Raw genomic sequence first — 13774 nt, forward strand, 5'->3', positions numbered from 1 at the left:
GTGTGCGCGGTGCTCAGTCCTCGCCGGAACCTCGGGTCCTCGCTCGGACGCTCCGGACCGCGTTGATCAGGAACGCGGTGAAGATGATCGCCGCGATTCCCGCACCCGCTCCGCCGATCGCGACGATGATGGCCGGGAGGTCCTTCTGCTGCAGCGCGTCGGCAGCGAGGTGGGTCTCCCCCTTGGGCGGCGGCGCCTTGCCGTGCTCGGCGGGCACCACGTCGGACAGGGCGGCCTGCGGGTCGATCATGCCGTACCCGACGATGTCGTTCTTGCCGTTGGCGCCGCCGGGGTGCAGGGCGGTGGTCTTGATCCGCTCCATGACCTCGCCGGCGTCCAGCTCCGGGTGCTTCTGCTGAACCAGCAGCGCCAGCCCGGAGACGTACGGTGCGGCGAAGCTGGTGCCCTGGATCGGGCCCATCTGGCCGTTCTCGCCCTCGGCGACCTGGCTGGCCAGTCCTTCGCCCGCTACGCCCGGGTCCAGGGCGATCAGGCCCTCACCGGGAGCGGCCACGTCCACCCACGGGCCGGGGACGTCGAACTCGGACGGCGCGCCCTGCCTGTTGGTCGAGGACACGGTCAGCACGTACTCGTCGAACCACGCGGGCAGCACTGCCGTGGTCGGGTCGCCGGTGGCGTTCTTCTGGCACTGCCCGCCGACGTTGCCCGCCGCCGCGACGACCACGACACCCGCGTTGTACGCGTTGATGACCGCGTTGTGCAGCATCTGGTTGCCGCTGTCCTGGAAGTTCGAGGCCTGGGCGATCGTCTGGCAGGACGATTGCGAGATGTTGATGACGTTCGCGCCGCTGGCCACCGCGTGGTTGATGGCCTGGGCCATCGTCTTGGTGTTTCCGACGGTCTGGTTGGTCTCGTTGTCCTTGAACAGGCTGGAGGTCTGCCGGATGGACAGGATCTGCGCGTCCGGTGCCATCCCCACGTAGGCGTCCTGGCCGGTCGGGTCGGGCTGCGCGCCGATGATGCCGGCGACGATCGTGCCGTGCCCGTCGCAGTCCTCCGAGCCGCGGTCGTCGTGAATGCTGGTCGGGCCGTCCTCGAGGTTGGGCAGCCGCGGGTGGTGGTTGACACCCGTGTCGATCACGGCGGCCTTCGTGCCCGCACCGGTGAGGCCCTGCGCGTGGATCCGGTCGACGCCGAGGACCTGCTGGCTCCAGGGCTTCTCCTCGATCGTCCCGCCGCTGCTGCTGCCCATGCAGGCCTGCTGCTGCGGGAAGTTCATCGGATCCAGGGAGCTCCCGGCCTGCTGCGACGGGTCCAGCCTGGGCGGGCCCTCGGTCTGGGCCAACGCCGGGGTCGCGGGCCCGCTGAGGGCGAGGACGCCCACCGCGGCGCCCAGCGCCCCCACACGCTTCAAGCTCATCAACGCAGCCCCTCAGAAGTTGAGGTTGAGGTCGCGAATGGCCATGTAGAGGTCCATCGCGGCCAGGGCCAGCGGCAGCACGAGGGCGATCAGCACTGCCTCGAGGATGTCGACCATCCGCCGCTGCACCGGCGAGAACCGGCGGTTCGGGAACACTACCCCGAAGATGATCGCCAGCATGCCCAGGACCAGCAGCGGCGGGAACACCCACGCGACGGCCATCGGGTTGTCGGCCACCTGGTAGAGCAGCCCCATCGCGATCCCGCCGGAGGCCAGCAGGCCGCTGAACAGCAGCGCCAGCGCCTGACTGCCGTTGGCGTAGTTGCGCCCGCGCAGCAGCAGCACGGCGGCCACCACCACGGCGAACGCGGAGCCCCAGATGTGGCTGGCCGCCGCCGCGGTCATCGCGCCCAGCGCGGCGACCAGCCCGCAGCCGATGATCAGGCCGGTCATGTACTGGTGCGCCAGCCCGGTCTGCTTCTCGATCTCCCGGTAGTCCGGGAATCCGCTGTCCTCCTTGAGGTCCTCCGAGCTGCCGGGCACGTGCGGCAGCGGCAGCCGGGCCAGCTGGATGGTGATCCGCGGCAGCAGCGAGATCCCGGCCAGCGCCACGGCAGCGGCGCCCGCCGCGACCCCGGTGGCATCGGCGTGCGGGACGAGGGTGGCGACGATGAAGGCCAGCGTGCCGAAGGCTCCGGCGGTGGCCGCGGCGATGAAGGTGACGATCCCGGCGCCGATCACCATGATCGCGATCGAGGCGAAGATCAGGACCAGGGCGCTGCCCAGCAGCAACCGCGGTTCGAGGCTGTTGCCGGGCACGATGTTGAAGCCGCCGACGAAGGCCATCGGCAACCCGCCCGCCGCGGCGATCACGGTTCCGGTGGTCGGCGCGGCGTAGGCGCGGGTGACGATCGAGCCCACGCCGGTGGCGAAGATGGCTACGACCAGCGTGGTCACCGCGGCGATGAGCTGATACGCAACAGCGGTGGTGCCCTGCACGTCCTGCGGGTGCAGCAGCCCGGCGGGCCCGGCGAGGCCGATGGCCGCCGCGGCGGCGATCATCGCCAGCGCGCCGGCCACGTGGCCGACCTTGGCCGCCGTCTCCTTGGTCCACGGCCGGTAGCTGCCTGGCTCGGCCTCGGCGAGCGCGTCGACCACGTCGTCGTAGAGCGGCGGCGGCGGATCGTCGGAGCGGCGGCGCAGCTGCAGCATGTCGCCGTCGACGACGCCCTGCGCGGACAGCGACTGGCTCGGGTCGAGCGGCTGGCTCTCGCCCAGCTGCGCCAGGACCCAGCCGCCGTGCCGCGAACCGCCGTCGGGCGACTGCTCGCGCGCGTGTTCCAGCAGCATCGGCAGCAGGTCGGCCACCGATACGTCGGAAGGTAGCGCCAAGTCGATACGCGTTTGAGGCGCCACCACCGTCACGCGGCTGAACACCGTGGTCCCGGTCGCCACTTGGGCCCCCTACTTCCTCAAAGTCATGTGCTTTCACTTGTCGCGGGCTCGATCCAACCAAGACCGGTTTTCTCGTCGAAACCCACCCGCCCGATCGAAGAGCGCCCCTAGTATGGCCACACCGACCGTCGACAGGTGACGGGTTTGGTGGAACTCGTGCCAACTACTTCGTATCTGGTTGGTCACGTCGTGCGGCACCCCGCCGCTCGGCGCGGATCGACCGTGAAGAATGGCGCTCGTTCGCGTCCGATGACACGGAAAGGTTGTTGCCTCCGGTGAGCACGCTGCAGTTCAAGCGCCCGCCGCGCCTGGCCGCGCCCCGGCCCCCGGGCGGGGAGGTGCACCTCGAGCCGCCGCCGGAGATTCCGCGCGCGGTCCCGGGCAACGTGGTGCAGAAGCTGCTTCCCGCAGTCATGATCGTGGCCTCGCTGGGAATGATGGCCTTCATGCTCACGCGGGCCAGGAACAACCCGATGATGATGATGATGCCGATGATGATGCTCATCTCAACATTCGGGATGATGGCAGGCGGCGGGCGCGATGGGTCGCAGAAGAAGGCCGAGATGAACGAGGACCGCAAGGACTACCTGCGGTACCTCGGCCAGATGCGCGAGCGCGCCCGCGAGGCCGCGGACGAGCAGCGGTTGGCCCGCGAGTGGGTCCACCCGGACCCGCAGTCGCTGTGGTCGATGGCCGCGGGTAGCCGCCGCATGTGGGAGCGCCGTCCCAACGACAACGACTTCTGCCAGGTGCGGGTCGGGCGCGGTTCGCAGCGCCTGGAGACCCGCCTGGTGCCGCCGCAGACCGGCCCGGTCGACGAGTTGGAGCCGATCACGACGCTCGCGCTGCGCCGGTTCGTGCGCGCCCACTCGCTGGTCTCGGACCTGCCGATCGCCACCTCGCTGCGCGGGTTCGCCGCGGTCGGCTTGCAGGGCGACCGGGAGCAGACCCGCGCTCTGGCGCGCGCGATGGTCTGCCAGCTGGCGACCTTCCACACCCCCGAGGACGTGATGATCGCGGTCGCCTCCAGCGGTCGCGCGCGTCAGGAGTGGGAGTGGGTCAAGTGGCTGCCGCACGCGCAGCACCCCACCGAGACCGACGGCATCGGCCAGGTGCGGTTGATGTCGGGTTCGCTGGCCAACCTCGAGAGCATGCTCGGCGAGCAGCTGGCCGAGCGGCCGCGCTTCCAGCGCAACGCGGCTCCGCCGGAGGGCCAGCCGCACATCGTGATCATCCTCGACGACGCGGAGATCAGCCGCGAGGAAGCCCTCTACGTCGAGGGCGGCCTGGCGGGCGTGACCATGATCGACCTCTCCGACGTGCTCGGGCCGCTCACGGCCCGCCGCGGCATGCGAATGGTCGTCGAGCAGGAGCGCATCGGTGCTCGCGGCGGTTCCGGCGTGGAGTGGTTCGGCAAGCCGGACTGGCTGACCATGGAGGAGGCCACCGCGCTGGCCCGCCAGCTGGCCCCGTGGCGGATGGCCGCGGGTCAGTCCGCCGAGACCGATTCCGGCGAGTACGAGCCGCTGACCACCCCGCTCAACTACGTCGAGCAGCTGGGGCTGGCAGGTGACGTGGTCACCTTCGACCTCAACGACGCCTGGCGGCCGCGCTCCCGCGACGACCTCTACCGCGTCGCGATCGGCCCCGGCGAGCAGGGCGAGATCGTGCACCTGGACATCAAGGAGACCGCCTCGGGCGGTATGGGCCCGCACGGCCTGTGCATCGGTGCGACCGGTTCCGGTAAGTCCGAGTTCCTGCGCACGATCGTGCTGGGTCTGCTCGCCACGCACTCGTCGTCGATGCTCAACTTCGTGCTGGTCGACTTCAAGGGCGGTGCCACGTTCAACGGGTTCGACCCGGCGCCGCACGTGTCGGCCAACATCTCCAACCTGGAGGGCGACGGCTCGCTGATCGACCGGATGCAGGACGCGCTGGCCGGTGAGATGAACCGCCGCCAGGAGGTCCTGAACAAGGCGGGCGCGAAGAACGTCTGGGACTACCGCAAGATGGGCGAGGCCGGCGACGAGAACTGCCAGGAGCCGCTGCCCGCGCTGTTCGTGGTCATCGACGAGTTCTCCGAGCTGCTGTCGCAGCAGCCGGAGTTCGCCGAGCTGTTCGTGATGATCGGTCGGCTCGGCCGGTCCCTGCAGGTCCACCTGCTGCTGGCCTCGCAGCGCCTGGAGGAGGGCAAACTGCGCGGCCTGGATTCGCACCTGTCCTACCGGATCGGTCTGAAGACCTTCAACGCGGCGGAATCGCGCGCGGCGATCGGTGTTCCGGACGCCGCGGACCTGCCAGCCACCGGTGGCCACGGCTACATCAAGCACCCCGAGGGCATGGACCGGTTCCGCGCCGCGTTCGTGTCCGGCCACATGCACCAGACGAGCGGTCGCCGCCCGGTGATGGGCGGCGGTCCGGCACCTGTGACCGGCGAGAAGATGCCGAAGCACTTCATCCCGGACTTCGTCGAGAAGCCCCCGGAACCGGAGCAGCCGGAGGTCGTCGAGGAGAAACCGAAGGAAGAGGAGGACGAACTCCGTCCGACCGACTTCCAGGTCGTCATCAACAAGGTGCACGGTCAGGGCCCGCCCGCTCACCAGGTGTGGCTGCCGCCGCTGGACACCCCGCCGACGCTGGACAACCTGCTGCCGCCGCTGCAGCAGACCGACGACCGCGGCTACACCGCCGCTGGCTACACCGGCAGCGGCAGGTTGCAGGTGCCGATCGGTCTCATCGACGTGCCGTACAACCAGCGGCAGGACCCGTTCGTGCTGGACGTGTCCGGTCAGGGCGGTCACGGCGCGATCGTGGGCGGTGTCGGCGCGGGCAAGTCGAACACCGTCCGCGCGATGATCACCGCGATGGCGCTGACGCACACCCCGCAGGAGGTGCAGTTCTACTGCGTCGACCTCGGCGGTGGTTCGATCAACGCGCTGCGCGGCCTGCCGCACGTGGGCGCCTACGGTTCCCGCCGCGACCCGGACACCGTCCGGCGCACCGTCGCCGAGCTCAAGACGGTGCTTTCCGAGCGGGAGGCCCGCTTCCAGCAGCACGGCGTCGAGGGCATGAACGACTACCGCAACCGCAAGCGGCGCGGTGAGTTCGAGGACGACCCGTACGGCGATCTGTTCCTGATCGTGGACGGTTGGCGCACGTTCCGCGAGGAGTTCGAGAGCCTCGAGCAGGACGTGCTGAACCTGGCTGCCAACGGTCTCGGCTTCGGCGTGCACGTGTTCGTCACCGCGACCCGGTGGGCGGAGATCCGCCCGGCCATGAAGGACCTGCTGCAGACCCGGATCGAGCTGCGGCTCGGTGACCCGGGCGAGACGGAGATGCCGCGCAAGGCCGCGCAGAAGGTGCCGACCGGTCGGCCCGGCCGCGGTATGCACGATTCCGCGCTGCACTTCCTCACGGCGCTGCCGCGAGTGGACTCGGAGAACATCGGCGACCGCGTCGGCGCCGAGGCCGAGGCCGCCGAAGCCGAGCGGCGTCCGGCCAAGATGGGCTGGGAGCTCTACAACGACGACGTCTCCGAAGGCGTCGCCGACCTGGTCAACCGGGTCAAGAGCTCCTGGCAGGGACAGCCCGCCCCGCAGGTGCGCCTGCTGCCGGAACTGCTCCCGCACAACCAGCTGCCGCGCCCGGAACAGCAGCCGCACCCGAAGCTGGTGCCCATCGGCATCAACGAGGACGGTCTGCACCCGGTCTACCTGGACTTCAAGGCGGAACCGAACTTCTACGCCTTCGGCGAGCGCGAGTCCGGCAAGACGGCGCTGCTGCGCACCATCGTTCGCGGCATCACCGAGCGGTACACGCCGAAGGAAGCGCTGATCCTGCTGGTCGACTACCGGCGCTCGATGCTCGGGTTCCTCAACACCGGGCACCTGCTGGAGTACTCGGTCAGCGCGGACCAGCTCAAGTCCAACATCAACGATGTGGTCACCTCGCTGAAGAAGCGGTTGCCGGGGCCGGACGTCACGCAGGAGCAGCTCAAGAACCGCTCCTGGTGGAAGGGTCCGGAGCTGTTCGTGGTGGTCGACGACTACGAGCTGGTCGCCCCGCAGGGCAACAACCCGCTCGCGCCGCTGGCCGAGTTCATCCCGCAGGCCGCCGACGTCGGTCTGCACGTGGTCCTCGCGCGCAACTCCGGCGGTGCGGGTCGTGCCCTGTTCGAGCCGGTCATCGGCAAGATGCGGGAGACCTCGGCGCCCGGTTTGGCGATGAGCGCGAACAAGGACGACGGACAGCTGGTCGCCAACATCAAGTCGCGTCAGCTCCCCGCCGGACGCGGCACCCTGGTCAGCCGCAGCCTCCGCGGAGGCCCGCAGCTGATCCAGACCGCCTACATCCAGCCGGAATGACGATGTTCCAGGTGTGCGGTTGGCGTGGCGGTGCCGGGAGCGGAACTTGAGGACCCGCGGCGGCGTTAGCCCCTGTTCCAGGTGTGGGCCGCAGCTCGCGCCGCCGCGGGTTCCGCCACGCGAACCCCGAACTTGAAGTATCTCCCTAGTCGGTGAAACCGCTCCTCGGCCGGTCCGAGGGGCGGTTTCGTCGTCCGGGAGGGATCGGGCGCCACGCGGAGGGTGACCGCCCGGCGACAGCGAGCTGTTTTCTTGGCAAGCTTGCAAGGGTGCAATTGATGCGAATCACGGCCGCGGCGGTGACTGCCGCCGCGGCCGCAGCCGTGTTCTCCAGCTGCGCGAGCACCTTCGAGTCGCCGGAACCGCCCGGCTCGCTCGCGGGTGCGGATCCCTGCACGGTGCTGTCCGGCGAAGAGCTGATGGTGATGTTCGGCGTTCCCACGCCCGGCGAGCCGGTGCGCGACGCAACGGGATCCGGCTGCCGCTTCGAGCACCCCGAGTTCCAGCTCGCCATCACCAAGCACGAGGGCCGGGGCCTGCAGTACTGGCAGGAGCACCGCGCCGACATCGGTCTCTTCCAGGAAGCCCAGATCGGGGAGCACAAGGTCCTCAAGCTGATCCCGGAGGAATCGATCGGTCAGCGGGTCTGCAACCAGTCGGTCGTCGTCGGCACCGGTTCGATCAACGTCCAGGTCGCCTACGCTCCCGAAGCCCTGGAGGGGACCGCCGACGCCGCTGCGGCCTGCCAGAAGGCTTGGGAGATCGCCTGGCCCATCGAGGGCAAGTTCTCCTGAGGCGATGTTCCAGTTTGGGTTGCGGGCGTTGCCGGGGCGGAACCTCGGACGCCGCCGGGCCGCGGGATCCGCTGCTCGAGCAGCCACCTGCGCGGCGCTGCGGCTGTCCTCGCCCGGCGACGTCTGAGAACCCCCGGCGGCGCGGGCTGAGTCCCCCGCCTGAAGCAGCGGCTCCGCCGCATTCCGCAAGGCCCCTAGCGCCGCCGAGCCCGCTCGCTCGCGGGCGCTGCGCGCAGGTCGCTCGGCCAGGAGCGCGCGCGTCGCTCCGAAACGCTTGGCGCCCGGCGGATATCACCGCACGGGTGTCTTGCCGGTCGGGCTCAGCTGGTTTCGGCTCCGGATGAGGCGAAGTGGATGCCGTGCTCGTGCGCGCAGCGCCCGAAGCGCGCGGCGAGATGCCAGGCCGCACCTCGATCGGGCGGATGACTCCGGACCGCTGCTCAGCCGGCGAACTTCGTCGCGAGGTGCTGCCAGCAGCCCATGCAGGTCGGTTCCACGATCCGCGTGATCTCGCTCGGTTCGCGCAGACCACCTGCCGCGGTGGCTTCGCCGGGGCCGATCCCGACCCGGGAACCCGGTCAGCTACCTGGAAGCGCACCTGTCCGGGGCGTTCAGCGACGACGCCGAGAACGTTGGCTAGTTCGCGGGCGGCGTTCAACTCTTGGAAACAAGGCTTCGTGCGCGGAAGACTCTCGCGGGATACTGAACTCGTACGTGCAGCAGTACGAGAGCGAGCTGGGATGACCCACGAGTTGCATGGCTGGCGGACGGCTTCCCACAGTGGCGCGGGCGCGGACTGCGTTGAGGTCTCGGTGGGGCGCGAGCTGGTCGAGGTCCGGGACTCGGAGGATCGCGGTGGGTCCGTGCTGACCTTCTCGCGCCGGCAGTGGGAAGTCTTCCTGAACCGCCTGCGCGGCAGCTCTCCCCGGAAGGGCGAAGGATGAAGGTTCCCGAGGCGCTTAGCGTCGGGACGTTTCGAACGTGGAAGGCACACCCGCGGCGATTCGTCACCCCGCCGGGGGCGAACGTGCAGCAGTACGAGAGCGAGACGACATGACCGATGCTTTGAATCGCTGGAAGACGGCTTCGTTCTCAGGCGCCGGGCGCGACTGCGTTGAGGTCTCGGTCGGGCGCCAGCTGGTGGAAGTCCGGGACTCGGAGGATCGCGGTGGGTCCGTGCTGACCTTCTCGCGCCGGCAGTGGGAAGCATTCGTGAACCGCCTGCGCGACTGATCGTCGATGGTTCGGCCGGTTGCCGCACACCCGGACGGGTGCGTCAACCGGCCGAACTCCGCGGTCCCGTCCGGTACGACGACCGGTCAAAAGCAACCTCGCGCCCGGGCGTTCGAACGCGGAAGGCCGGGCGGGGCGATGCGCACCCCGCGAGGGTGTCGCTGCTGGTCGGTCTCGGCGCCTACCCTCTAAGCTGCTCCACTCGGGGGTCAGGCGATTAGGAGTACTGGGTGTCCCTGCACGTCTCGATCGACTTCGGCACGTCGAGCACTTGCACGGTGGTCTCCGCCGGCGGGGCCGAGCCGCAGGTGGTCGTCATCGACGGTCAACCGCTGGTGCCCTCCGCGGTGTTCGCCGCGGCCGACGGGACGCTGTTCGTCGGGCACGAGGCCGAGCGCCAGGCGGCCGTGGATCCGTCCCGGTTCGAGCCGCACCCCAAGCGCCGCATCGACGAGGGCGAGCTGCTGCTCGGCGGCACCGTGTTCAAGGTCGGCGACGTGATCCGCGCCGTGCTGCAGCGCGCGGTCGACGAGGCCCGCCGGTTCGCCGGGGGCGCGGCCGTCGACCTGCTGGTGCTCACCCATCCCGCGGACTGGGGCTCCGTGCGCACCGCCGAACTCCGCCAGGCCGCGCTCGGTCTCGGCAAGGAGATCGTGCTGGTCGCCGAGCCGGTCGCCGCCGCGGTGTTCCACTCCGCGGGGCACGGGCTGCCCGATGGTGGCGCGCTGGCCGTGCTCGACCTCGGCGGCGGGACCGTCGACGCCAGCGTCGTGCGCAAGCAGGGCGCCTCCTTCCAGGTGCTGTCCACCCGGGGCAAACCGGACTTCGGCGGTGCCGACATCGACCAGGTGTTGCTCGATCACGTCGGCCGCCTGGTCAGCGGCACCGACCTCGACGCGTGGCGCAAGCTGGTCGCCGGTCGCGAGATGCCCGACCGGCGGCGCCGCCGCGTGCTGCGCCAGGACGTGCGCGGCGCCAAGGAGACGCTGTCCCGGCACGCCTACACCGACGTGCCGATGCCGCCGCCGTTCTCCGATGCGCACATCACCCGGGCCGACCTGGAGAGGCTCATCGCCGCACCGCTGGCGGCGGCGGCCGACCTGGTTCCCGCGACGCTGCGCGACGGCCAAGTGCCGCGCGAACGGCTCGCCGGTGTCTTCCTGGTCGGTGGTTCCAGCCGGATCCCGATGGTGTCCCGGCTGATCCACGAGCGCACCGGCGTGGTGCCCACCACCCTCGATCAGCCCGAGACCGTCGTCGCCAGGGGCGCGTTGCGCGCCGTGCGCCTCGATCCGGAACGCGGCGGTCTCGCGCCCGCGGGCACGTGGGCGGGCACGACCGTCCGCTCGCTGCCTGCGCCCGGCACCGCCGAGGAGCTCGGCCGCGCCCGCACCGTCGTCCTGGACGACGAGCCCACCAGGCCCGCCCGCGAGAACCCCCTGCGCAAGTCCAAGCGCCGTCGGAAGCCCTGGCTGATCGGCGGTGCGGTGGCGTTGGTGCTCGCCGCCGGTGCCGTCGCGACGCTGTTGCTCACCGGGGGCGACCGGCCGCGGGCGGCGCCGGAGCAGGCGCCCGCGCAGTTCAACGCCTACGACTACGGCTTCGCGCATCCGGCGGACTGGAAGCCGACCGGCGACGGCGACCCGGCGAAGCTGCAGACCCTGCTCGCCCCCGTGCGGGGTGCGCAGGGCTCGCTGGTCGCGATCGAGGAAGGGCGCCTCGATTTCGACACCGACAGTGATCGGAGCCGCGCGGTGCAGGTGCTGCACGGCGAGTACCGGGAGAGCGTCGCCAACGGCGAGAGCTTCAGCTCCTTCGCGCCGTCCACCAGTTTCGCCGGTCGCAACGTCGTCTACTACCGGGAGAACCTGCCGGAGGCGACCGTCGAGTGGTACACGCTCTACGAAGGCCGGTTCAAGGTCAGCGTGGGATGCAAGTACTCGCCCGCGGGCAAGGACGACGTGGTGCGCGCCTGCGAGCAGGTCGTCTCCTCGCTGCGAATCGGCTGAGGGCGCGGGCGATTCCCGCGGCGGAATTGCCGTTGACCGCACCGGTATCCGCGCGCCGGTTCCGCGCCGAACCGGACATCGCCGTCGGGCGCGGCGGCAGGCGCGCTGATCAAAGCGCTGGCGCCTGCCGCCGAATCCGACGACGCCGGCAACTCCGGGGCGCCAATCAGTCCACTGTGGATACTCTCGTCGCGAGCGGTGATTCCCGAGCGCACGGGCAAACGCTGGTCACCGATGCCGACATCGACTTTTCGCAACTGCGAATCCTGTCCTGACCAGCGCGTTTCCGTTTCGTCGTTTACAACCGCAACGGCTTGCCCGGAAATCGGGGACAGGGCGGAACCGGACGTGGCAATGTCTGCGTCGCAGGTTCATCCGGACTTGAAATCGAGTGCTTGAAGGGGGTCATCCACAGATGGCTGGAATGGGTGCGGACGTTGAGGCGATTCAGCAGGCTTCGACGGACATCGAAGAGGCCCGCAACGCCGTCGAGCAGGCGCTGAACCAGCTGCACGGTCAGCTCGAGGGCCCGGTGCAGAACTGGAAGGGTGCCGCCGCCGACACCTTCCGCCGGCTCATGGAGCAGTACCAGGAGAGCGGCAAGAAGATCATCCAGAAGCTGGACGAGCTGGGGCAGAACGTGCAGTCCTCGGGTCGGGACTACGCCGCCACGCAGGAGGAGCAGGCTCAGGAGATCTCCAAGATCACGAGCATGCTGGACGGCTGACCTTTCGGATTCGCGTCACGCGGACCCGCATTCTTGATCGACACGCTTTTCGAGGGGATAGGTAAATGAGCGAGATCAACGTCAACTTCGCGGAGCTGCAGCAGGCTTCGGACGACCTGCAGCAGGCGGCCCAGAAGATCCAGGGCGAGCTGGACGACCTGGAGAGCAAGATCCAGCGCCTGGTCTCCACCTGGGAGGGCGAGGCCGTGCAGTCCTACCAGCAGGCGCAGGCCGAATGGGACGCCGAGGCGGCCAAGATGCAGGAGACCGCCGCCAAGATGGGCATGGCCGTGGGCGCGGCCAACGAGGCCTTCCAGGCCGGTGAGCGGAAGAACGCCGGCCGCTTCGGTGGCTGAGCTCACTTCGAGCCGATTGCTCTGCCGCGGCCCCGGTCCTCGCACCGGGGCCGCGGTCGTGCCCGGCAGCTCGCGATCTTCATTTCGCGTGGTCGGGGGCGATTGCGCCGGGGCGGCGGAAGGGTCCTCTCGGGCATTGCTATAGTTGCTGCGGCGATTGCCGGGTCAGAGACCTCGAACCCGCTACCGAGGACCCGTTTTGACCGGGCAAGAAGCCACCAAGTACCCTCATTTTTTGTTGTGCGGTGCGCGGTCGCAGTCCGCGCCACGAGAACGGCTCGCTAGCGCGAGCGAGTTCCGGGCGGCGGTACTGACGGACGTGCCGGTTCGATGGGAATGGACCACGAACCGACCGGCGTGATCGAGACGGGCTCCGCACTGACGATTCCGACGCGAACGACGACGAGGTAGACCCGTGCGCACGTACAGCCCGAAGCCCGGCGAGGTGACCCGCGCCTGGCACGTGATCGACGCCGAGGATGTGGTGCTCGGCCGGTTGTCAACCGAGGCCGCGACGCTGCTGCGCGGCAAGCACAAGCCGACCTACGCGCCGCACGTCGACACCGGTGACTTCGTCGTCATCATCAACGCCGACAAGGTGGCCCTCACCGGTAACAAGCGCGACCAGGCGTTCCAGTACCGGCACAGCGGTTACCCCGGTGGTCTGCGCAAGCAGTCCTTCGGCCAGGTGCTCGACTCGCACCCCGAGCGGCTGCTCGAGAAGGCGATCAAGGGGATGCTCCCGAAGAACAAGCTCGGCCGCGCCATGGGCAAGAAGCTCAAGGTCTACGCCGGCCCGGAGCACCCGCACCAGGCCCAGAACCCGCAGCCGTTCGAGATTAAGGCGAAGGTCAAGAAGTGACTGAGGAATTCCAGCAGGAAGAGGCAGTGACCGCTGCCGAGGAGACCGCTGCCCCGGAGGAGACCGTCGAGACGACGGAGACCGCTGAGACGGCCGAGGTCGTCGCTCCGGCTCCGGTTCCGGTGCCCTCCGGCCGTCCGGTGCAGACCGTCGGCCGCCGCAAGGAGGCCGTGGCCCGCGTCCGGCTGGTGCCGGGCAGCGGTGGGTTCAAGCTCAACGGCAAGTCCCTCGAGGACTACTTCCCGAACAAGGTTCACCAGCAGGTCGTCAAGGAGCCGCTGGCCACGGTCGAGCGCCTCGAGGGCTTCGACGTGCTGGGCACCCTGCGCGGCGGTGGCCCGTCCGGTCAGGCCGGTGCCCTGCGCATGGCGATCGCCCGCGCGCTGGCCGCCTACGAGGCCGACGACCGCCCGGCACTGAAGAAGGCCGGCCTGCTCTCCCGTGACTCCCGGGAGAAGGAGCGCAAGAAGTACGGTCTCAAGAAGTCCCGTAAGGCCCCGCAGTACAGCAAGCGCTGACGCGAGCCTTATCGAGCAACACCTGCGGGAGCAGCGTCCGTCCTCAGTTCGGGGCGGGCCTGCTCCCGCAGTCGT

At 69.7% G+C, this 13774-nt stretch carries 11 protein-coding genes; 9 read left to right on the forward strand and 2 right to left on the reverse strand.

From position 1 onward, the window contains the following. Positions 1-13: 13 nt before the first annotated feature. Both mycP and eccD read right to left on the reverse strand, forming a co-directional pair. The gene (gene mycP / locus ABD289_RS00990) at positions 14-1381 is read right to left on the reverse strand and encodes a type VII secretion-associated serine protease mycosin (RefSeq protein ID WP_344125406.1); all 1368 of its coding nucleotides are present in this window, start codon (positions 1379-1381) and stop codon (positions 14-16) included. 12 nt (positions 1382-1393) lie between these two features. Continuing rightward, entirely contained in the window at positions 1394-2836 is a 1443-nt protein-coding gene (gene eccD, locus ABD289_RS00995; protein ID WP_344125408.1) for a type VII secretion integral membrane protein EccD, read from the reverse strand. Between the two features lie 275 nt (positions 2837-3111). On the opposite strand from eccD, the gene eccCa reads away from it, so the two are divergent. From eccCa to rpsI, 9 genes are all read left to right on the forward strand, one after another. Continuing rightward, positions 3112-7200, forward strand: coding sequence for a type VII secretion protein EccCa (eccCa, locus tag ABD289_RS01000; RefSeq protein ID WP_344125410.1), 4089 nt, complete (start codon positions 3112-3114; stop codon positions 7198-7200). A gap of 278 nt (positions 7201-7478) precedes the next feature. Next, positions 7479-7994 (forward strand): DUF3558 family protein, encoded by a 516-nt coding sequence (locus ABD289_RS01005; protein WP_344125412.1) that lies wholly within the window; start codon positions 7479-7481, stop codon positions 7992-7994. A gap of 740 nt (positions 7995-8734) precedes the next feature. Next, on the forward strand, positions 8735-8938 hold the full coding sequence (locus ABD289_RS01010; RefSeq protein WP_344125414.1) for a DUF397 domain-containing protein: 204 nt from the start codon (positions 8735-8737) through the stop codon (positions 8936-8938). 37 nt (positions 8939-8975) lie between these two features. Continuing rightward, the gene (locus ABD289_RS01015; protein ID WP_344125416.1) at positions 8976-9227 is read left to right on the forward strand and encodes a DUF397 domain-containing protein; all 252 of its coding nucleotides are present in this window, start codon (positions 8976-8978) and stop codon (positions 9225-9227) included. Positions 9228-9457: 230 nt separating this feature from the next. Further along, positions 9458-11236, forward strand: coding sequence for a type VII secretion-associated protein (locus tag ABD289_RS01020; RefSeq protein ID WP_344125418.1), 1779 nt, complete (start codon positions 9458-9460; stop codon positions 11234-11236). 424 nt (positions 11237-11660) lie between these two features. Beyond that, positions 11661-11963, forward strand: coding sequence for a WXG100 family type VII secretion target (locus ABD289_RS01025; RefSeq protein WP_344125420.1), 303 nt, complete (start codon positions 11661-11663; stop codon positions 11961-11963). Positions 11964-12028: 65 nt separating this feature from the next. After that, positions 12029-12319, forward strand: a complete 291-nt coding sequence (locus ABD289_RS01030) for a WXG100 family type VII secretion target (protein ID WP_344125422.1) — start codon at positions 12029-12031, stop codon at positions 12317-12319. Positions 12320-12734: 415 nt separating this feature from the next. After that, on the forward strand, positions 12735-13181 hold the full coding sequence (rplM, locus tag ABD289_RS01035) for a 50S ribosomal protein L13 (RefSeq protein ID WP_344125424.1): 447 nt from the start codon (positions 12735-12737) through the stop codon (positions 13179-13181). After that, complete coding sequence (gene rpsI, locus ABD289_RS01040; protein WP_425564511.1) at positions 13178-13699, forward strand: 30S ribosomal protein S9; 522 nt, start codon at positions 13178-13180, stop codon at positions 13697-13699. Before rplM ends, rpsI begins: the two co-directional genes overlap by 4 nt. Positions 13700-13774 lie beyond the last annotated feature (75 nt).

Source organism: Saccharopolyspora halophila (genome assembly GCF_039531955.1).
GTDB lineage: Bacteria > Actinomycetota > Actinomycetes > Mycobacteriales > Pseudonocardiaceae > Saccharopolyspora > Saccharopolyspora halophila.